Source organism: Paenibacillus sp. 10L310 (assembly GCF_056395745.1).
This window is the reverse complement of sequence record NZ_JBFTKC010000002.1, coordinates 204,721-223,970: the sequence shown is the minus strand read 5'-3', so window position 1 is coordinate 223,970 and position 19,250 is coordinate 204,721. Positions and strand designations below refer to the sequence as shown.

General features: G+C 42.2%; 22 protein-coding genes. 14 read left to right on the top strand and 8 right to left on the bottom strand.

Going from position 1 to position 19,250, the window contains the following annotated elements; genetic code table 11:
- Positions 1-5: 5 nt before the first annotated feature.
- The gene (locus tag AC1DE7_RS06585; protein ID WP_282321485.1) at positions 6-629 is read left to right on the top strand and encodes a hypothetical protein; all 624 of its coding nucleotides are present in this window, start codon (positions 6-8) and stop codon (positions 627-629) included.
- A 237-nt stretch (positions 630-866) separates the two neighbouring features.
- Here AC1DE7_RS06585 and AC1DE7_RS06580 read toward each other — a convergent pair whose 3' ends face one another.
- Positions 867-1,532 (bottom strand): MBL fold metallo-hydrolase, encoded by a 666-nt coding sequence (locus AC1DE7_RS06580; protein ID WP_282321484.1) that lies wholly within the window; start codon positions 1,530-1,532, stop codon positions 867-869.
- 218 nt (positions 1,533-1,750) lie between these two features.
- On the opposite strand from AC1DE7_RS06580, the gene AC1DE7_RS06575 reads away from it, so the two are divergent.
- The gene (locus AC1DE7_RS06575) at positions 1,751-2,221 is read left to right on the top strand and encodes a GNAT family N-acetyltransferase (RefSeq protein ID WP_253508312.1); all 471 of its coding nucleotides are present in this window, start codon (positions 1,751-1,753) and stop codon (positions 2,219-2,221) included.
- Between the two features lie 142 nt (positions 2,222-2,363).
- Here the strand turns inward: AC1DE7_RS06575 and AC1DE7_RS06570 are convergent, their stop codons facing one another.
- Positions 2,364-2,729 (bottom strand): winged helix-turn-helix transcriptional regulator, encoded by a 366-nt coding sequence (locus AC1DE7_RS06570; RefSeq protein ID WP_282322173.1) that lies wholly within the window; start codon positions 2,727-2,729, stop codon positions 2,364-2,366.
- Positions 2,730-2,834: 105 nt separating this feature from the next.
- Here AC1DE7_RS06570 and AC1DE7_RS06565 point away from each other — a divergent pair, with 105 nt between their 5' ends.
- Together AC1DE7_RS06565 and AC1DE7_RS06560 are read left to right on the top strand one after the other, a co-directional pair.
- Positions 2,835-3,692, top strand: coding sequence for an arginase family protein (locus tag AC1DE7_RS06565; RefSeq protein ID WP_282321483.1), 858 nt, complete (start codon positions 2,835-2,837; stop codon positions 3,690-3,692).
- A gap of 144 nt (positions 3,693-3,836) precedes the next feature.
- A complete protein-coding gene (locus AC1DE7_RS06560; RefSeq protein ID WP_477533976.1) occupies positions 3,837-5,015 on the top strand; it encodes an MFS transporter in 1,179 nt (392 codons plus the stop codon).
- Positions 5,016-5,102: 87 nt separating this feature from the next.
- Here AC1DE7_RS06560 and AC1DE7_RS06555 read toward each other — a convergent pair whose 3' ends face one another.
- Positions 5,103-5,915 (bottom strand): undecaprenyl-diphosphate phosphatase, encoded by an 813-nt coding sequence (locus AC1DE7_RS06555; protein ID WP_036608062.1) that lies wholly within the window; start codon positions 5,913-5,915, stop codon positions 5,103-5,105.
- Between the two features lie 210 nt (positions 5,916-6,125).
- Between AC1DE7_RS06555 and AC1DE7_RS06550 the strand changes: the two genes are divergently transcribed.
- From AC1DE7_RS06550 to AC1DE7_RS06530, 5 genes are all read left to right on the top strand, one after another.
- Positions 6,126-7,154, top strand: coding sequence for an ABC transporter substrate-binding protein (locus tag AC1DE7_RS06550; RefSeq protein ID WP_477533975.1), 1,029 nt, complete (start codon positions 6,126-6,128; stop codon positions 7,152-7,154).
- 186 nt (positions 7,155-7,340) lie between these two features.
- Positions 7,341-7,766 carry a MarR family winged helix-turn-helix transcriptional regulator gene (locus AC1DE7_RS06545; protein WP_017688556.1) on the top strand — a complete coding sequence of 142 codons (426 nt, stop codon included), beginning with the start codon at positions 7,341-7,343 and terminating at the stop codon, positions 7,764-7,766.
- Between the two features lie 137 nt (positions 7,767-7,903).
- The gene (locus AC1DE7_RS06540; protein ID WP_477533974.1) at positions 7,904-8,548 is read left to right on the top strand and encodes an SDR family oxidoreductase; all 645 of its coding nucleotides are present in this window, start codon (positions 7,904-7,906) and stop codon (positions 8,546-8,548) included.
- A 51-nt stretch (positions 8,549-8,599) separates the two neighbouring features.
- A complete protein-coding gene (locus tag AC1DE7_RS06535) occupies positions 8,600-8,944 on the top strand; it encodes a rhodanese-like domain-containing protein (RefSeq protein WP_017688554.1) in 345 nt (114 codons plus the stop codon).
- Between the two features lie 112 nt (positions 8,945-9,056).
- Positions 9,057-10,079, top strand: a complete 1,023-nt coding sequence (locus AC1DE7_RS06530; protein ID WP_127548427.1) for an NADH:flavin oxidoreductase/NADH oxidase — start codon at positions 9,057-9,059, stop codon at positions 10,077-10,079.
- Positions 10,080-10,212: 133 nt separating this feature from the next.
- On the opposite strand, the gene AC1DE7_RS06525 is transcribed toward AC1DE7_RS06530, so the two are convergent.
- The gene (locus AC1DE7_RS06525) at positions 10,213-11,136 is read right to left on the bottom strand and encodes an AraC family transcriptional regulator (protein WP_477533973.1); all 924 of its coding nucleotides are present in this window, start codon (positions 11,134-11,136) and stop codon (positions 10,213-10,215) included.
- Between the two features lie 289 nt (positions 11,137-11,425).
- Between AC1DE7_RS06525 and AC1DE7_RS06520 the strand changes: the two genes are divergently transcribed.
- On the top strand, positions 11,426-12,004 hold the full coding sequence (locus AC1DE7_RS06520) for a TetR/AcrR family transcriptional regulator (protein WP_127548431.1): 579 nt from the start codon (positions 11,426-11,428) through the stop codon (positions 12,002-12,004).
- 98 nt (positions 12,005-12,102) lie between these two features.
- Here the strand turns inward: AC1DE7_RS06520 and AC1DE7_RS06515 are convergent, their stop codons facing one another.
- A complete protein-coding gene (locus AC1DE7_RS06515; protein ID WP_017688550.1) occupies positions 12,103-12,516 on the bottom strand; it encodes a MerR family transcriptional regulator in 414 nt (137 codons plus the stop codon).
- A 190-nt stretch (positions 12,517-12,706) separates the two neighbouring features.
- Here AC1DE7_RS06515 and AC1DE7_RS06510 point away from each other — a divergent pair, with 190 nt between their 5' ends.
- The 4 genes from AC1DE7_RS06510 (at position 12,707) to AC1DE7_RS06495 (ending at position 16,405) form a co-directional block, all read left to right on the top strand.
- A complete protein-coding gene (locus tag AC1DE7_RS06510; RefSeq protein WP_036670869.1) occupies positions 12,707-13,747 on the top strand; it encodes an NAD(P)-dependent alcohol dehydrogenase in 1,041 nt (346 codons plus the stop codon).
- Positions 13,748-13,933: 186 nt separating this feature from the next.
- The gene (locus AC1DE7_RS06505; RefSeq protein ID WP_127548433.1) at positions 13,934-14,407 is read left to right on the top strand and encodes an HIT family protein; all 474 of its coding nucleotides are present in this window, start codon (positions 13,934-13,936) and stop codon (positions 14,405-14,407) included.
- A gap of 105 nt (positions 14,408-14,512) precedes the next feature.
- On the top strand, positions 14,513-15,766 hold the full coding sequence (locus AC1DE7_RS06500) for a hypothetical protein (protein ID WP_282321477.1): 1,254 nt from the start codon (positions 14,513-14,515) through the stop codon (positions 15,764-15,766).
- 267 nt (positions 15,767-16,033) lie between these two features.
- A complete protein-coding gene (locus tag AC1DE7_RS06495) occupies positions 16,034-16,405 on the top strand; it encodes an iron chaperone (protein WP_047842909.1) in 372 nt (123 codons plus the stop codon).
- Positions 16,406-16,480: 75 nt separating this feature from the next.
- Here AC1DE7_RS06495 and AC1DE7_RS06490 read toward each other — a convergent pair whose 3' ends face one another.
- From AC1DE7_RS06490 to AC1DE7_RS06480, 3 genes are all read right to left on the bottom strand, one after another.
- Positions 16,481-17,461, bottom strand: coding sequence for an aldo/keto reductase (locus tag AC1DE7_RS06490; protein WP_036608033.1), 981 nt, complete (start codon positions 17,459-17,461; stop codon positions 16,481-16,483).
- A 231-nt stretch (positions 17,462-17,692) separates the two neighbouring features.
- The gene (locus AC1DE7_RS06485) at positions 17,693-18,571 is read right to left on the bottom strand and encodes an SDR family oxidoreductase (RefSeq protein ID WP_477533972.1); all 879 of its coding nucleotides are present in this window, start codon (positions 18,569-18,571) and stop codon (positions 17,693-17,695) included.
- 146 nt (positions 18,572-18,717) lie between these two features.
- Positions 18,718-19,035: a winged helix-turn-helix transcriptional regulator gene (locus tag AC1DE7_RS06480; protein WP_017688544.1), complete on the bottom strand. Its 318-nt coding sequence runs from the start codon at positions 19,033-19,035 to the stop codon at positions 18,718-18,720.
- Positions 19,036-19,250: the final 215 nt, after the last annotated feature.

Genomic DNA, 19,250 nt, shown 5'->3' with positions numbered 1-19,250 from the left:
TATTTGTGAATCTGTATCATATCCAGTCCACCGTGCACGGAATCAACAGAGTAACATCCTTTTTGGAAGACAATTATATTGGTATTGCTTGGTCAGGTACAGGGGATCTGGAGCAAACGCCCCGGGAACTATGGAAGGAACTGTTGGTTCAACACTATCCCTTGGATGAAGCAGAATTGGCGAGCACACTCGCGACACTACATATGTTTGGTAACCTCATGCAGGATGGAGATTATGTATTAATTAGCGATGGTGAATGGACGTATGTTGGGGATATCGGGGATTATTATTACGACGATTCCGCTGGCACAGAAAACGACTTGATCTGTCACCGTCGGGGAGTTACATGGTTGGGTCGTATTCCTCTCGCTGAGCTGAATGACAAAGTGCAGGCACTGCAAAATGATTCAGCCATCCTTGCGAAGTTTGAGTATCCCATATCACAAGCACAGCTGGATCGAGGTCTTGCAGTCAGTATAACAGCCGAAGCAACGCACTCTCTCTCAACAGGGGTAGATGAAGCCACGATTCAGACAGCTCTCCAGGTGCTGAGAGAAGCGTTACACAGTGAAGAAGAAGAGTTGCGAATTCGTGCGGCTACAGCCATTTTGCAGTATGCCAAACAATAGGAAGACTATGCATAATTATAGAGAATTATAGTGGCATATACAGGATTTATTCGCTAAACAACCAATTGAAATATTATTAAGAAGCAGAGCGTTCGCCTACAAGCTTTCTGCAAGAAAGCTACATCGGAAGCATGCGCTATCCTCGGATTTCCCCTTTTAAAGACGGAATAAAAAAATCTGGGGATAACAGCGATCGGAAGGTTGTTCTGTCATCGGAGTGTCCAGTGTAAATATTCGTTAGTTCATTTTATATAGCTCTGAGATCTGTTCATTTATATTCCTATGACTTAGTCCACCGTGATAACAAACCACAGATGAAATGTCGAGTTCGATATACTTTTTCAAAGAGATTCGAGCAGTCTCTGTATCCAGCGTAGTAGGTTCATGAATGCCTCCAAGCATGCCGTCTACACTGTACATTGAATCTCCGGCGATGAGCGTCTTGCTGTCCATCAAATATAGACTGATATGACCTGGCGTATGACCAGGTGTATGAATAACGCGAATTCCACCGCAAAACGGCAGTTCCTGACCATCAGTAACCGTTTCATCTACTTTTCCCATTGGAGGATGTTCAAGGTGACCATCTTTGAGAAGAGGGAGCTGCCCCTCAATATATGGTTTATCCAGTTCATGTGCATATACCCTGACATGATCACCACACTCCTGCAAAATCTCAGGAAGACAGCCGATATGGTCCACATCCTGATGCGTCAAAATCACTGCTTTAAGTCGGCTGATCGGCACACCAATCTTTTCGAGTGCGATACACAAATCGTCATATTGTCCAGGGAATCCGGTATCAATTAACACAACCATTTCTTCATCCCATATCAGAACAGGGTGAATTATATTCCCCTCAAAATCAAGCTGAAGCATCGTTATTCCCTTTGAAATTTCCATAATATCAGACCTCCGAGAGTTGAATTTCATATACATCGTTGCTCGTTATATTTCTTATGTAAACGAATAAAGACTGCAAAAAGATACGTTGGGGTGTTTATAGGGTGTACTTATAGAAATATTCAATGAATGGGGGAATTGACGCTTGCTGTTGGGAATGATAATTTAGATATATCATTTAAACCAATAAGTCCAATAAGATAAAGGGGGTATGTGGAATGACACATATCGTGCATGCAGCAGCTGAAGATATTCGGAGCGAGGAATCGCTACTATTGATCAAGGAACTGAGTGAAGAACTCGGTTTGTTATATGGTGGTGATGGAACTGCAGGATTTCAACTGTCAGACGTTGAGGTGCCCCGTGCGGCTTTTATCGTTGCCAGGATCGACGGGTATCCGGTTGGTTGCGGAGCACTTAGACCCCTTGATGAAACATCTGTAGAAGTTAAACGCATGTATACACGCAATGGTTACCGCCGTAAGGGGATTGCCCAGGCTATATTGGCCGAGGCAGAGCGTCTTGCGAACGAACTTGGTTATACCAATCTGAAACTGCAAACAGGTCCATTGCAACCAGAAGCTGCAGCGCTGTATGAGCGTGTAGGGTATTATCGAATTCCTGTTTTCAGTGGCAATTGGGACAGAGTGTTGGCCTATCAGAAAGATCTGGTACACGAAAAAGTATAATTCTACGAATCACAGCTTTTATTTGCTGAACGTACAGAGGAACACAAGATAAAAGTAAAAAAGTCGCCGATTGGCGACTTTTTGCATTTTAACATGCTGCATTTACTCCAATTATCTCATCTGAAAATATAGACAAAAGCGTTCAATCCATTGCGCTATTATTGATCGAAGGTTCCTGATGTTGGACACCCCATTCGCATAGTCCTTCCAAAACGGGCAATAACGTTTCAGCTTTGGCTGTCAGACGGTACTCGACTTTAGGAGGGACTTGGGGATACTCTTTCCGTTCGACCATACCATCTGCTTCTAATTCTTTGAGTTGTGAACTCAGCGTTTTATACGTGATAGCGCCGATCTGTCTTTTTAGTTCATTGAAACGGACAGGTGGGTTTTCTGCCAGAAGATACAAAATCACCATTTTCCATTTACCACCAATAACAGACAACGTATATCCAAAAGGGGTATCTTGAATGTTTTTAACTTTACCGTGGTATTCAGCCATACTCATCATTTACACTATCCTTCCGGGTAGTACCTATCATAAAAGACCGTACTATTTATTTGTTTGGGCTCAGTTTATACTAACCTTACTTTGAAGTAAAGGAGATTTACGATGACTCAAAAAACAATACGTCTGCTTATGCCACAATGGCAAGGTGGAGATAATCCTAACTACTCTTTTGGAGCGGAGCTGCTTGCATGGCTTGCACCTGACAATGATCAACCTCTCATTCATGTTCCTGTTGAGGCTTATGATGGAACATCTCTGGTAAGCGAGAACGGGATAAAGGGCAGAACACATCTACTTCAGCAATTGCAGGCTGCCCAGCATATTATTCAAGCTCACCAGCCCGATCGCATTGTCATGTTTGGCGGTGACTGTTTGGTTGAACAAGCCCCGTTTGCTTATTTAAATGCACGATATGGCGGAGAACTTGGTTTGATATGGATTGATGCACATGGTGATCTGGTTAGATACGAGGGCTATGACAACGGTCATACTTTACCGCTCGGAAACCTTCTTGGGGAAGGCGATCCGGAGTTTGCCAAACATGTGAGTGTCCCCTTGAAGCCCGAACATGTTTTCATGGCCGGGTTGACAACCCCCACGGAACAGGAAACCGAAGTGATTCAAAGATTAGGTATCCGAACGGCTGGAACTGAAGAATTAACCCATGGCATGGATTCGATTAAGAAGTGGATTAAAGAGACTGGGTTCAAACACCTGGCAATTCATCTTGATCTGGATGTGCTTGATCCCAACATGTTCCGTTCATTGTTATTCGCCAAGCCAGGAGAACCTTATGAGTTTTCACCAGCGGGAACCATGCAAATACCTCACTTGCTTCATCTGATCAAAGAACTGTCTGAAGAAACAGATGTAGTTGGATTAGGAATAACTGAGCATATGCCGTGGGATGCCATTAACTTGAAGAATTTGCTTGGAGAAATACCTATCCTGAACCAGTGATATAGGTTATGAGTCGCCAGAATATATCAGAATACTGATATAAGGAGTCAAAATATAGGAAGATTACAGATAGAAATATCAATATTATTATATGGGTGGTTCGACGAGAATCAGAAATTAAACAAACTGAGGAGAGACACCCAGATGGTCACGTTATTGTTAATCATTATTTATCTCGCATTTATAGGGCTGGGATTACCTGATGCTTTACTTGGCAGTGCCTGGTCCGTTATGAAAAACGATATACATGCGACAACAGAAATGGCTGGTTACATATCGCTAATCATTTCATTTAGTACAGTAGTGTCCAGTCTAACGGCCAGCCGATTGTTACACCGGTTCGGAACGGGTAAAGTCACAGTATTCAGTATCCTCTCAACAACGATCGCGCTGTTGGGATTCTCATTTTCTGAGAATTTTGTGTTTTTACTGATTCTGGCGATCCCTCTCGGCTTAGGTGCAGGTTCGGTGGATGCGGCACTAAGTAATTATGTAGYATTGCATTTCAAGGCCAAGCATATGAACTGGTTGCATTGTTTCTGGGGAATTGGCGCAGTGACAGGCCCACTCGTTATGGCATATTGGCTGAATCAAGCAAACAACTGGCGTGCAGGATACGTTACTGTGGCGTTGATTTTGCTTGGGATCGTGGTGGTCTTATTATCAACTTTGTCTCTATGGAAGATTTTTGAGAAGGGAAGAGTAGAGGGTTCAGGCGATGAGAAGAAACGCGTAAGCAACCGTGAGGCCATACGTATCCCCGGCGTGAAAATGTCGATGATTGCGATGCTCTGTTACAACGGTTCCGAAACTGCTGCCGGTCTGTGGATGGCTTCATTCTTCATCGGAAGCAAAGGAGTTTCCCCAGGCACTGCCGCAGCACTATCCTCTCTATTTTTCATTGGCATTATCTTGGGCCGTGTAATCTCAGGTTTTCTTTCGACTCATGTATCCAGCAAAAATCTCATCAGATATGGTGGAATCGTCGGATGCTTCGGATTAGTTATCCTGGTTATGCCGATTCCTTACTGGATTGCCGCAGGGGCTTTATTTATCGTGGGATTGGGCGGAGCACCGATCTATCCGAGTATTGTTCATGCGACACCGGAACGCTTCGGTGAGAAGGCATCCCCAAGTGTAATTGGACTTGAAATGGCCAGTGCCTATACAGGTTCAACACTCATCCCGTTAGGTATGGGACTCCTAGCCAGCCAATGGGGAATGTCAATGGTACCCCTGATCCTGCTGATTCTGTTCAGTGTTATGTTCGCGGCTACAGAGCTGGTTAACAGAAGCAACAAGGCTACGCGCCTGACCGTCTAGCTCTTGCTATAGGTCATTAAGGTTCTGCCACTATACAACAAAGGAACAACCATCGCTGGTTGTTCCTTTTGGTGTGTAGACTATTTTTTATAAGAAGATCAGTAACAATGTTCCTGCAGCAAAACAGTAATACGAAAAGTATTTCAGATTGCCTTTGGCCATAATGCCCATAAACCATCTCATGGAGAAATACGTGACAAAGAGTGTCGTGATGAATGCGATCAGATAAGGGATAGCCAGTTGTGATCGATTCGGATCATTGGCAATGTCGGATACCCCCATAATGAGTCCACCAATACTTATGGGAATGTACAGCATAAAGGAGAACTTCAAAGCCGTTTCCTGTTTCATGCCAACAGCGATGGACGCAATTACAGTTGCCCCTGAGCGGCTAATCCCCGGAATAAGAGCGACCGCCTGAGCCAGACCTACCAACAATGCATCTTTCGTAGACAGATCACCGTCTTGCTTGCGACCACGAAGATTACGAATAAGCCACAAGGCAACCCCGGTGATTAATAGCGCGATGGAAACGGTATATACGGATGAGAAGATTTCTTCAATCCGGTCCTTGAACAGGACTGCAACGACAGCAGCAGGGATCGTACCAATAATTATGTATAAGCAAAACATGAAGTCTGCTCGATATTCTTCTTTACGAGTACGCAGGTAACCTAATGCACCAATAATCAACTTTTTGATATCTTCCCGGAAAATAAAAATAATAGCGATAAGTGATGCTGTGTTTGTTAAAATCTCAAATGACAATCCATTCTGCTTGATGCCCATAAGTTTCTGGGCGATGATTAGATGACCGCTTGAGGAGACGGGGATTGGCTCCGTCGCACCTTGAACAATACCTAAAAACAAATACTTTAACCACAATATAATCTCTTCCATGTTGTCCTCCTTGATTACGTTTCATTGGCTTTTCAAAACTCTCTTTTTTAAAAAAAGTGAATGGTTTACTCTAATGATGATAGCTGTTTAACTTGGTGACTTGCAAGTTAGAGTTCATAGAGGGGGTGAAGTAAACATAGCTTGTCAAATCCTGCATAGCATGATATCGTTGATAACGATTATCAATATCAACGAAAAGGTGGGTTTATTTTGCGTAAACAGATAAAATCAATATGGATCATGATGGCACTTATCTTGCTGATTGCACTTAGTGCATGTGGTCAGTCTGCTACGACCAATAGTACAAATGGGGACAGCACGAATGCGGCTACGGAGACAGAAACCAAGACGGACTCGGATTCAGCTTCTTCCGCTGAATCAACGGCAACTGCCGAAGAGGAACTTGTTACATATCAATCGGATGCAGGCGAAGTACAGGTACCGAAGAATCCTAAGCGTATTATTGATTTGACATCATTTTCGACAGGCTACTTTGTTGCCTTGGATGCACCGGTAGTCGGCGCTTTATCAGGAGCGATGAACAACAAATATATCAAGGATCAACTTGCAGCAGCGGGCACCAGTGATCTGGGTCAAGAGCCTACACCAGAGAAACTAATCAGTTTAAAACCTGACTTATTTATCGTGTACACTGGAACAGAGGGCATCGACAAGCTGGAGCAGATTGCGCCTGTTGTACAGATTGCATATGGTAAGCGCAATTTCAAGGATCTAATGCTTGAAATGGGTAAGCTCACCAATAGAGAAGACGCAGCGAAAGCTTGGAATGCTAAATGGGAAGCGAAGATCAACGAACTGAAGCCCAAGGTTCAGGAAGCTGTAGGCGATCGTACTGTTTCCATACTGAATCCATACGCCAAAGGATTATTTGTATTCGGTCATAACTATGGTCGAGGTGGTGAAATTATTTACGGGGAGTTTGATCTCAAGGCACCAGCCAAGGCCCAAGCTGAAGCGATTGACAGCGGAACTGGATGGGCTTCAATCTCCATGGAACTATTACCGGAGTATGCGGGGGATATCATCTTCACCAGCCCGTGGTCGGGAGATACAACCGATCCCAAGATCGTATATGACAATACATTATGGAAGAACTTGCCTGCGGTGAAGGCAAATCATGTGTTCCAGCTTGATCCAACTTCAGACTCGTACAACGATCCGTTAACGTTGGAAGGTCAGCTTCAATTTATTTCCGATAGCCTGCTTACCGCGAAGTAAGATTAGACTGCATAAATGGTAATACTGGAGCATTTCTAAACGTCGGTACAAGACGGGGAAATGCTCTTCTTATGAGCTTAGGATGTTATATACGTCGAACTTGGATGGGTTTTGACCAATGTAATTAAGCTTGATACAATAGGATAACAGCTGATGAAAATTAAATATCAAGTGGGGTGATCTAGATTGCAACAAAAGAGTGAACGTTTGAATGTTTGGTTGGCTTTCTCTAACATTCATACCCATCTGAACGAGAAGCTGGAACAAGCTCTGCTTCAACAATATGACTTATCTTTGAAGGAATTTTATGTGTTAAACTTCATATATAATGCGGAGGGTAAGGAATTACGCCTACAGCAACTTCAAGAACTAGTAGGCTTGAGCCAAAGTGCTACTTCCAGGCTCGTCGTTAGGATGGAAGCCAAAGACTGTGGGGCTCTGGAAAGACATGCATGTGAAGATGACCGACGTGGCATTTACACTCGTATTACGGAGCTTGGAGAGAATAAATACAAGAAAGCACTTCAAACGTTTAATCAGGTCTTGCAAACTGAATTGGAACAGGATGGATTTGAGACTCGATTAGAGAACCTCACTAAAGAATTGTTCTAAGGCTAGGGGAAATATAGGGTAATGTAGTCATTTACCCTATAAGAAGACTTGACACTCATTAATATATCCGTTAAATTAAATGCATGCGCATGAATTTAATATGGGTGCGGTGATTTTGTATAAAGGAGGTATTGAACATGAAGGTGTTCGTCGTGGGATCAAATGGACAGATTGGTCAACAGCTTATTCATCTTTTGAAGAATAGTGAAGAACACACCGTTCTTGCCATGGTACGAAAACAAGAACAGGTAGATTCATTTGCAGCACAGGGTGTGGAAACGGTGCTTGCCGACTTGGAAGGTACGGTTGACTCACTTGTAGCTGCTGCAACGGGTTGTGATGCCATTGTATTTGCGGCTGGTTCTGGCGGTACAACGGGATATGATAAAACACTCCTGATTGATCTGGATGGTGCCGGGAAAACCATTGAAGCGGCTCAAAAAGCGGGTATTGATCGATTTATCATGGTGAGTGCGATCCAAGCCAATAATCGTGAGAACTGGCATGATAACATCCTTCCATATTATGCAGCGAAACACTATGCTGATAGATTGTTAGAGATCAGTAGATTAACATATACCATTATACGTCCGGGGATTCTAATGAATGAACCGGGAACAGGAAAAGTAACTGCTGCTGAGAATATAACAACCGGTAACATTGCTCGTGAAGATGTAGCTCATGTGATTTTGGCCAGTTTGAGTGAGAAGAATACCTACAAGCGTTCATTTGATCTAATCGCTGGTGAGGATACAATATCTGAGGCATTGAGTGGGCTCTGATCCAAAACAAAATTTTCGACGATATCTGATGAGTTAAGAGAGGGCTATACAATGATTATGTTGATGCTTTTGACCTTCATATTAGGTATCTTCATCGTTGTACGTCAATTTTGGCCAGTACGCAATCTTGAATATATAGATTATCAAGTATTTCTCAGACAAGAGCGTGATTTTCGGCAGTATAAAGTGATCGATATTCGAGATGCGACGGATTACATGGCTAATCCTACTCCCGATACGATTAACATCTCATTGGGGCGTCTTGCTTTCACATGGGAAAAATACCTTCTTCGAGAAGATAACGTAATTATAATGTCACCTGGTATGCTTCAATCCAAAAAGGCTGTTCGTATTTTGCGAAAGCATGGATTTGAATGTCTTTATGTGATGAAGTAAAAGATATATGTGAGTTCCAAATCATACGGAGTTATTAATTGTAGGCATTAATTCGATGCTTGCGCATGCATTTTTATTATTCATGATTCATGAAAAGGGGAGTTTTATTTTGATGACAGATTTGTTTAGTCCATATTCTTTTAAAAGCCTAGAGCTTAAAAACCGTGTCGTAATGGCTCCAATGTGCCAATATTCAGTTGAGCAAAAAGATGGTATTGCAACAGATTGGCATTATATGCACTATGTTAGTCGTGCCGTGGGAGGAACAGGTCTCATTATCATTGAAATGACAGATGTGGAGCCGGATGGCCGAATCTCAGATTATGATCTTGGGTTATGGTCAGATGAACAGATCCCGGCTCTGAAGCGGATCGTAGATGCGTGTCACAGTTATGGTGCCAAGGTTGGCATTCAGATTGCTCATGCGGGCCGCAAAGCAGAAGATGCTGAGGTTCCAGTTGCTCCGTCCGCGATCGCCTTTGATGAGAATTCCAAGCAACCTCGAGCGCTTACAACGGACGAAGTAAAAGGAATGGTTGAAAAATTCCGGAGTGCTGTAGCTCGTGCTGTAAAAGCTGGTTTTGATGCGATTGAGCTTCATGGCGCACATGGATATCTGATTCATCAGTTCCATTCTCCACTAACAAACAAGCGAGAAGACGAATATGGTCAAGATTTAACGTTATTTGGACGGGAGATCATTCAGGCTGCAAAGGCAGAGATGCCCGAGGATATGCCCTTGATGATGCGTATTTCAGCCAAAGAATACGTCGAAGGTGGCTATGGCATTAACGAAAGTTCCGAGTTTGCCAAGGCTTATAAAGAGGCAGGTGTTGACGTATTTGACATCTCATCTGGTGGCGAGGGACCTATTGGTGCATCGGGCAGACCAGGAACTCACGCAGCTTATCAAGTACCTCTCGCTAAAGCAATCAAAGAAGCTCTTGATGTGCCTGTGATTGCTGTTGGAAGGCTGGACGACCCGAAATTGGCAAATGCAGTCATCGGAAATGAAGAAGCCGATCTCGTTGCAGTCGGCAGAGGTCTGTTAAGAAATCCTTACTGGGCCTTGGAAGCTGCGACTGCTTTGCGCAAGACAACGGACGTTCCAAAACAATATACAACTGGTTTTTAATGTATTAATAATTTAACGATTAAATGATCTTCATTAATACAGAAATAAGAAAGGACTCCTCTAATAAAACAGAAGGAGTCCTTTTTGAGGTTAAACTAGACAAGGTAAAAGAACGATATCAGCCAGTAACCAGTCAAGAGATGGTAGTCGTCTCATCGGTTTTACCTCGCAGGCGTTTAATATCTTCTCTGGGCGGAAATCCGAACATGCGTGAATATTCACGGCTGAATTGGGAAGGGCTCTCGTAACCTACCTGAAATGCTACATCTGCTGCATCGGTGGACTTGGATAATAACAAGCGGCGCGCTTCTTGCAGCCTCAATTGTTTTTGAAACTGAATCGGACTCATGGCAGTCACTTCTTTAAAGTGTCTGTGTAGCGAGGCAGTACTCATATTTGCCAAATCCGCCAATTCCTCAACCCGAAAATTTTGCTCAGAGTGATTCATAATATATTCAATAACGTTTCTGATTCGATAGGTATGGCTGCCTTCCATGGTAGCTTGTTCTAGTGCAATCCCATGTGGGCCTTTCAGAACTTTATAGAGAATTTCCTTTTTGAACAAAGGTGCGAGTAGTGGGATATCTTCCGAATGATCTTCCAACAAACGTGCTAATCTGACGACTGCATCCAGCAGAGACGGCTCAGCTTGGCTGACAAACATCGCACGTCTCGTTGTTTTCCGCGGTCTTGCTGGGAAATCGGAATGGTTCAATACCTCCAGAATCTCACTGGATGTGAATTCAAGCTTCAGGGCCAGATAGGGAGCCTCAGACGAGGCTTGAATTACTTGTCCACTAACCGGCAAGTCAACGGTTGCCACGATATAACTTCCTGGACCATACCGGAAACGATCCTGTCCCAGCAGGACCTCTTTTTCACCCTGAACGATAATGCAAAAGGATGGTTCATTCACTCTAAATATAGGTTCAGTAACGACCGATTCACGGATTAGAAATAATGAAGGGATTGCCGTAGGATGTACCCCATCCTTGTCAGAATAACGATCAATGAGTGTGGCTAATTCGTTTTGTTGTTCATGTATTTGATCAGACATGCAAAGTTCTCCTTTTTTCCTCACAACATAATAATCACATTCTATCTTATATTGACCGAAGGCGGTAGAAAACGGATAGGAATAGGCAAACATTTGATGTGAATGGATAAGACATTCTGATTGCTGGTTACATAATCACAAGTACACAGGTCATGATATACAACAAGTACAGAAGATATACACTTACGGTTCAGCTAATACATGATCAGATGAGAATGAGAAGGGTATCTGCATCTTTTATTTACTGATCGTTCCCGATGTGTTAGATTGATTTTGGGAGGGAAGTCGAATGGCTAGAAGTAAAGAGTTTGAAGTGAATGAAGTATTGGATAAAGCAATGAAGATCTTCTGGGAACAAGGTTACGAGAAAACGTCGATGAGTGACCTGGTTGAGCATATGGGAATTCATCGCAGAAGTATATATGATACATTTGACGACAAACATTCGCTGTTTTTGCAGGCAATGGATCGTTACAGAGGTAAGGTCAGCACCACATTACTTGCAGAAATCAAGGCATCCAAGACGGCAGTGGAAGCACTGCATAAAATCTTCGAAGTTATGATCAGTGAAGCAGAGGATACGCCATCGGGATGCTTGATCGTGAACTCCGCCGTAGAGCTTGGTACACGCGATCCGGACGTGGATACACGATCTCTTGATTCATTTAATGAAGCAGAGCAAATGTTTGAGCAAATCATTCAATGGGGGCAGCGGGAGGGAGAATTCTCTTCTGATCATGATGCGAAGGAAATGGCAGAGTACCTGCACAATATTTCTGTCGGCATCAGAGCCATGGCAAGAACCTCGACGGAAAAAGAAAAACTAAACCGTATTATCAATGTAACGATGAAACTTTTGGAAAAATGATGAGTAGAGACATACCCAAAAAAGTAGCTTGAAATCCGTTAGAGGACTTCAAGCTACTTTTTTGTGCGCTAATTTTAGAAAATAGAAAGTATGAACCATTAATTGGTGATGGCATTTTCCATCGGTTTAATTTTGTGAATCTCTTCGGTCCCAGCCTCCAAAGCTGTTTCGTAGTAGGAGCGTTTGTGCTCGATGACTTCCATGGTTCTTCTTAGTTCCTCCATTTGTGCTTCCACAATAGCTTTTCGCTCCGTAAACATGTCATATCTTTGCTTCAGCGAGGAGTCCCCCTCAGAGCACCATTCAATAAAGTCCTTAATGTCTTTAATAGGCATGCCGGTCAGCTTCAGACATTGGATGATCTTTAAAAAGTCAATGTCGGAGTCTTTGAACAAACGTGTTCCACTCGTGGTACGTTCCACAAAAGGCATGAGTCCTTCCTTGTCGTAGTAACGCAATGTATATACCGTAAGGTCTAATTTTTTGGCAACTTCACCGATTGAATAGGTCATTTTCATAAAATTCCTTTCTACTGGGGGTAGACTTCGAGTTAACTCTAGGATGATCCGAGTGAATTCTACCATGCTGCATACAACATGTCAAAGTACGTTGGAGATAAAAAAGTAAGATAAACATTTGACCTAGAGTTAACTAGAGGGAGTAAGATTATTTTGAACTTTAAATTACTAGGAGGTTATACCATTGATTATAGCTAAAGCCAGAGCCGTTGACGGACCAGACCAACAATTCAGAAGTGCTGAAATTAAACGACGTGATCTGGATACTAATGATGTATTAATCGAGATTAAATATGCCGGTATCTGCCATTCTGACATCCATACTGCCCACGGTGAATGGGGCCCTGTGAATTATCCACTCGTTCCTGGACACGAGATTGCCGGGATTGTAACCGATGTAGGAACCGGAGTCTCCAAATACAAGGTCGGTGACCGAGTAGGGGTCGGATGTATGGTGGACTCTTGTGGTGAATGTGTTAACTGTCGCAAAGGTGAAGAGCAATACTGTCTCAAAGGAAATATTCAAACTTACGCTGGAGTAGACAAATACGGTGAGCCTACGCAAGGTGGATATTCAACTCATATTGTTGTCGTAGAGGATTTCGTCGTTCGCATCCCTGATAACATTGCACTTGATGCTGCTGCACCTTTGCTGTGTGCCGGTATTACGACGTATTCACCACTTCATCACTGGGGAGCTGGCCCAGGTAAGAAGGTTGCTGTTGTAGGTATGGGTGGTCTAGGTCATATGGCTGTCAAAATTGCACATGCGATGGGTGCCGAAGTAACGGTTCTCTCCCAATCCTTGAGCAAAAAAGAAGATGGACTGCAATTTGGTGCAGATCACTACTTTGCCACAAGTGAACCGGAAACATTCGAGAAACTTGCAGGCACATTTGATCTGATGATTAACACGGTAAGTGCGAATATTGACATTAACGCTTATTTCTCACTGCTCACACTGGATGGTACTCTGGTGAACGTGGGTGCTCCTGCAGAGCCTTTAGCTGTTAACGTATTTTCTCTTATCGGCCATCGCCGTTCATTCGCGGGTTCCATGATTGGTGGCATTCGTGAGACACAGGAAATGCTTGATTTCTGTGCAGAACATGATATTGCACCTAACATTGAGGTCATCTCCGCTGACCAGATTGACGAAGCTTACAAACGTGTACTGGCTTCCGACGTGAAATATCGCTTTGTTATTGATATCAGCACCATGTAATTGTGAAGTGTGCAATAGTGATAGTTAAAGATAGAAAAAAGCAGCTGCCGCCAAGGTCAGCTGCTTTTTGCTTTTCAGTTTGTTAATTGCTGATCATTCTACAACCCGTGCTCTTTTCGCAACGAACAGAAGATACCTGCGTCTAATAACTAGTGAAGTAAACATGAAAGGAGTGGAATGAGAAAGATGACAGTATCATTTTCACATCAGCCTGAAGGGTACGAATGTCCATTTTGTCGTATTTGGGGTATCGAGCGACCTGATCAGGGAACAAAACAAAGGGATATCATCTATCAGAATGAAATGGTAACGGCATTTATAGCGGGCAAATGGTGGCCAAACAACAAAGGACATGTTCTTATTGTTCCGAATCAACATTTCGAGAACATCTTTGAACTCCCTGCGGATTACGCTGTTGAAATTCACCTTGCGGCTCAGCTTACAGCATTTGCAATGAAAAGTACATATGAATGTGATGGGATTTCGACACGGCAACATAATGAACCTGCTGGCAATCAAGACGTCTGGCATTATCATCTCCATGTTTACCCTAGATACGTAAATGATCAACTTTATCTGACAAACGGTTCGCAGTCCGATCCAGATGAACGCGCTTTCTATGCGGATAAGTTGCGTTCTTGGATAAAGGAAAACATTTAAGGTCTAGAAGGAGATGAATCTGAGACCCTATGTTATATTTGATCAGAAGTAAGCTACATTAGGATATTCTTTGTAACGAAAAAATCATAAGATAAGAGAAGGGCTGTGCCAGTATTGAAAGGTAAGATATCTAAAAGGTTGATAGCAATTTTCGTAGTTTTCACATTGTATTTAGCCAGTACAAATCAGATGTACGCAGAATTCACCGAATTAAGCTTAGAGGAGCACGGAGGGCTACAGCAGGAATGGGTACATACTTTTCCTAAAGAAATTGATTATCTGAGCTTTGAACTAGGTTACACTCCACAAGACCATATTAATCGTCTTGCTCAGCTTGTTATGTTAAACCCCGCCACTGTGTCTGGTAATAACTTCAGCCTATATACGATAAATATTAAGACAGGGAAACTTGCCTGGACGTATGACATCAAAAATAAAGTGAAAAACTTTTATCCGTTGAATCATACATGGTTTTATAACGAGAGCGGTAATATATTTTATCAGTATTCTACTAATCACGGGAAAACGTTCAACATTCTTAGTTTAGATGCAAAAGGAAAGCGTTTATTCGAAAAGAAGGATTTAAGTTTCTCAAATATCTATCCGTATAAAAATGGAATTGTTCTGCAACAAACGGATAGTCTTAAAAATCAGTCCCGTTTTATCACACTAAATTCCAAAGGAATAACGACAAGCGAGACTGTGTTAGGTTATAAAACTGAAGTACTGACTTCTGGTTATGTACTCCATTTTGTAGGTGAGAATAAAATCGAGGTTTTTAAAGATGTAACCTCTTTGAAAAAGCCGTTATTTACGATTAACTCCAAAAAGTTTGGTGGTTTCTACGTTGCGGGTTATCATCAACTAAATGGCGGTACACTAATTGTAGAATATGCAAGATCCAATTCATATGGTGGACAGAAATTAATGGCCTATGGAGTTAATGGTAAACTCAAATGGGACACCGTGCTTGATAGAAACACGAATATTTCTATGCATTCAACCGGAAGTAAACTATTAATTGATAACAAATCTGAACACATTATCACTTTATATGATCATAACTTCAAAAAGCTGTTTTCTCGTACGTATGAAGGAGAGCTTAATTTTAATGGTTTAATGAGATCCTATCGAAACGATAGCTATATTGAGTATACTAGCTTTGGGACCATTGATGACAAATGGGGAGAGAGGTATACCTTAATGAAAGATAATGGAGACATTATACTTAGTAAATACTTTGTTTTAGATGATGTGCATAAGAGTAACTTTGCATATGACTCGTCCGAAAATGTGGTCTATCGCACCGTGATTAGCGACCACCGATATAATCTGATTAAATACAAGGTAACTAAATAATAGTTGGAGTGCCGTTGATAACAACAATCAACGGCTTTTTATATTCTATGAAGGTTCAATATATTTGGAAGCAGGTTTGCAATCCAATCTTAAATTTCTTAAACTGTTGAATACAACGTAAAAAACGCCTATTAAAGAGAACTTTGTTGTTACAAATTCTTTTTGTATTAAAACAACCGACAGGTGTTTATGAATTTGATATTCATGATAGAATGAGTTTGAATTGGACAATATAAGTAGTATATTTCATGATATAGGGGGGAACTAATGGAGACCTTTGCAGAATTTATAGCACGCATCGATAACCCGGAACACCAGGCACGAACGGAAGAAGTTTTGAACTGGGTCACTGAAAAATTCCCGAATTTAAAACAAAAAATAGCCTGGAATCAACCGATGTTTACCGACCATGAGACCTTTATTATTGGCTTTAGTGTATCCAAGCAACACTTGGCTGTTGCTCCCGAGAAGGCAGGAATTAATCGTTTTTCGGAAGAGATCACACAGGCGGGTTATGATCACACCAAAGAGTTGGTTCGGATGAAGTGGAAACAGGAGATTGATTTTTCGTTACTTGAGAGAATGATTGAGTTCAATATAGCGGATAAGGCAGAATGTTCAACATTTTGGCGCAAATAAATCGCGATATAAAAAGAAGACCCCTAACTTCCGGATGCGGAAAGAGGAGGTCTTCTGTACTTTAAGCTTAAGCGATTATTGAGCACCTACTACGGGGTGAGGTACATAAGGCTCTTCAAGGAATGAGACGTCTTCTGAGGTCAACTTAACGGAAAGAGCACCTACAGCATCTTCCAGATGCGATATTTTGGTGGCACCGATAATTGGAGCCGCTACAGTGTCTTTTTGCAGCAACCACGCAAGTGCAATGTGTGTACGAGGGACACCGTATTTTTCTGCAATGGATGCAACTCGTTCAACAACAAGCCGATCCGCATCACTTGTCGCATTGTACTTGGATTTCTGAATTTTGTCTGTCTCGGATCGCAGTGTTGATACGGACCAGTCACGGGTTAACCTGCCTGAAGCAAGAGGACTGTAGGGAGTCACACCAATCTTTTCTTCCTTGCATAAAGGCAACATTTCTCGTTCCTCTTCACGGTAGATGAGATTCAGGTGGTTTTGCATGGAGACAAACTTGGTCCAACCATTTTTCTCTGCTACATGTAATGCTTTTTGGAACTGCCATGCAAACATGGCCGAAGCGCCAATATATCTCACTTTACCGGACTTCACCACATCATGTAAGGCTTCCATGGTTTCTTCAATAGGCGTATTGTAGTCCCAACGATGGATGATATACAGATCCACATAATCGGTTTCCAATCGTTTCAGGCTTTTATCAATCTCACTCAGGATGGCTTTTCTGGAAAGACCAGAACCGTTGGGTCCTTGATGCATTTGTCCGTGTACTTTGGTAGCAATGACAACCTCATCCCGATTTGCATAATCTTTTAACGCCCGACCAAGATACTCCTCGCTTGTACCCAGAGAGTATACATTCGCTGTATCGAAGAAATTAATGCCTAGATCCAGCGCTTTCTTTATCACCGGGCGAGAATTTTCTTCATTCAGTACCCATTCATGAACCCATTTACTGGCATCCCCAAATCCCATACATCCTAGGCAAAATCGAGATACGTCCAAGCCTGTATTACCAAGTTTAGTATATTCCATGTCATGTTCAAATCCTTTCTAATGTTTATTATTGCCACCTGTAGGGTGATCTATATACACATTATTATGTCATAACGAAGGGAACAACCTGTACCACATTTCTATCAAAGTTTTGCCTAATCCTATCAGAATCTCTGAATTTGAATCAGTTGAGCCCATTAAAGTTCTCATATAAAAAGAACAAGCCACTCGTTTCTCCGTTGGAGATTCAAATGGCTTGTTCATAAAATATTATTTAATCATTGTTTGATGAATCCAATCGCTTATTTTGGTTAATTTAAGATTGGCTTTGATATTATCATCTAACTCTTCATACCGTGGAAGAAGATCTGTATGCCCATCAATCCATTGGTACAATCCTTTAAGACCTGCTGCTGTCTCACTTCCCAACAAAGGCTGAATCGCTGCTTCAAAATGATCAAAAGGTAGAGACATGAAGCTGATCTTTTCACCTAATACAGCACTGAATTGTTCCGCTAATTGTGCACCTGTCAGGGCTTCTAATCCGGGTGCTGGGATAATGCTTCCTGCCAATTCCGAATGAGTCAAGGCATAATAGTGGAATTGAGCTGCATCGTTTAAGCTAATCCAGGAGATCGGCCTGTCTGCTGGTACCGGGTAGGCCAAAACGCCATTGTTCAGTATTCCGGGAATCAGGAAGTTTTCCAAGTATACAATGGGTTCCACAATGATATATGGAAGACCACTTTGCTGCAATTCATGGATAACTTCACGTTTCAATTCAATTCCTTTGGAATGGGTGATAGGGTCAGGAACATAGGTACCCGTGTTAACTACAATCAATTTAACGTTTGCCTGTATAGCAGCATCAATTGCATTTTTGGTATATTGTCTGATCTTATCCGAATTGAACTCCACCGGCAGGTTCAGGAAGACTTTACTTACACCTTCATGCGCCGTATGAAGCTGTTCCACATCTGATAGATCCCCGATGAAAGCTTCAATGTTTTGTTCCTTTAGTGTTTTGGCTGTTGCCTCATTTCGAGTAATCGTGCGAACCTCACAACCTTGTTGAACGAGTAATTGAGCGACAGCGCCGCCTTGGGAGCCCGATGCCCCATATACTAAAAATCGATCATTCTGTGTCATAGTGGTCAATAACTTCCTTTCAATATGTGATTGGAATGAATGAGTTAACACTCAGCATTGACCTCAGCATAACGGATTTAGAATAGGAGCGTAAGTACGCACATTAATGATATAAAGTATCCCTTGGGATACTATGGGAAGGCGTTTTACATATGTTTCGATCCCCAATCACCTAACTGAAACAAGATCGAAGTCAGGCTTTGTCCTTTTTCTGTAAGGGAATATTCGACTTTAGGCGGAACTACAGGGTGGGTAACACGGTTTATCAAACCAGCTTCTTCAAGTTCTCGTAATTGCCTGGTTAACGTGCGATGCGTAATGGGGTCAAGCATTTTCTGTAATTCATTGAATCGAATTGTTGAATGGCGGATGAGACGATTTATAATTAATAACTTCCATTTCCCACCAATCATATTGACTGCAAACTCAACAGGACACCGGTCCTCCACAGGTTCTATATTCATATTTATGTATCCCTCCCAAAAGCATCAACTCATGTTTCATGTTTCGTTCATTTTATCGAATTTATAAAGGGGTGTATAGCTTACAGCGCATTCAGGGTATGAACCATGCCCAGGACACAAAAAAAGATGCCCCAGTGTAGCTCGAGGGACACCTTATATAATATAAATTATTGTTCAACTCAGACAGAACGAAAAAAAGCATTGAACGTGAAAAA

Bases quoted from the DNA above. Each gene is read 5' to 3' on its own strand.
- AC1DE7_RS06565 (WP_282321483.1), top strand. From the start codon at position 2,835: ATGACTCAAAAAACAATACGTCTGCTTATGCCACAATGGCAAGGTGGA.
- AC1DE7_RS06570 (WP_282322173.1), bottom strand. From the start codon at position 2,729: ATGAGTATGGCTGAATACCACGGTAAAGTTAAAAACATTCAAGATACC.
- AC1DE7_RS06480 (WP_017688544.1), bottom strand. From the start codon at position 19,035: ATGAATATAGAACCTGTGGAGGACCGGTGTCCTGTTGAGTTTGCAGTC.
- AC1DE7_RS06495 (WP_047842909.1), top strand. From the start codon at position 16,034: ATGGAGACCTTTGCAGAATTTATAGCACGCATCGATAACCCGGAACAC.
- AC1DE7_RS06540 (WP_477533974.1), top strand. From the start codon at position 7,904: ATGAAGGTGTTCGTCGTGGGATCAAATGGACAGATTGGTCAACAGCTT.
- AC1DE7_RS06505 (WP_127548433.1), top strand. From the start codon at position 13,934: ATGACAGTATCATTTTCACATCAGCCTGAAGGGTACGAATGTCCATTT.
- AC1DE7_RS06515 (WP_017688550.1), bottom strand. From the start codon at position 12,516: ATGACCTATTCAATCGGTGAAGTTGCCAAAAAATTAGACCTTACGGTA.
- AC1DE7_RS06485 (WP_477533972.1), bottom strand. From the start codon at position 18,571: ATGACACAGAATGATCGATTTTTAGTATATGGGGCATCGGGCTCCCAA.
- AC1DE7_RS06580 (WP_282321484.1), bottom strand. From the start codon at position 1,532: ATGGAAATTTCAAAGGGAATAACGATGCTTCAGCTTGATTTTGAGGGG.
- AC1DE7_RS06555 (WP_036608062.1), bottom strand. From the start codon at position 5,915: ATGGAAGAGATTATATTGTGGTTAAAGTATTTGTTTTTAGGTATTGTT.
- AC1DE7_RS06535 (WP_017688554.1), top strand. From the start codon at position 8,600: ATGATTATGTTGATGCTTTTGACCTTCATATTAGGTATCTTCATCGTT.
- AC1DE7_RS06520 (WP_127548431.1), top strand. From the start codon at position 11,426: ATGGCTAGAAGTAAAGAGTTTGAAGTGAATGAAGTATTGGATAAAGCA.
- AC1DE7_RS06525 (WP_477533973.1), bottom strand. From the start codon at position 11,136: ATGTCTGATCAAATACATGAACAACAAAACGAATTAGCCACACTCATT.
- AC1DE7_RS06530 (WP_127548427.1), top strand. From the start codon at position 9,057: ATGACAGATTTGTTTAGTCCATATTCTTTTAAAAGCCTAGAGCTTAAA.
- AC1DE7_RS06575 (WP_253508312.1), top strand. From the start codon at position 1,751: ATGACACATATCGTGCATGCAGCAGCTGAAGATATTCGGAGCGAGGAA.
- AC1DE7_RS06490 (WP_036608033.1), bottom strand. From the start codon at position 17,461: ATGGAATATACTAAACTTGGTAATACAGGCTTGGACGTATCTCGATTT.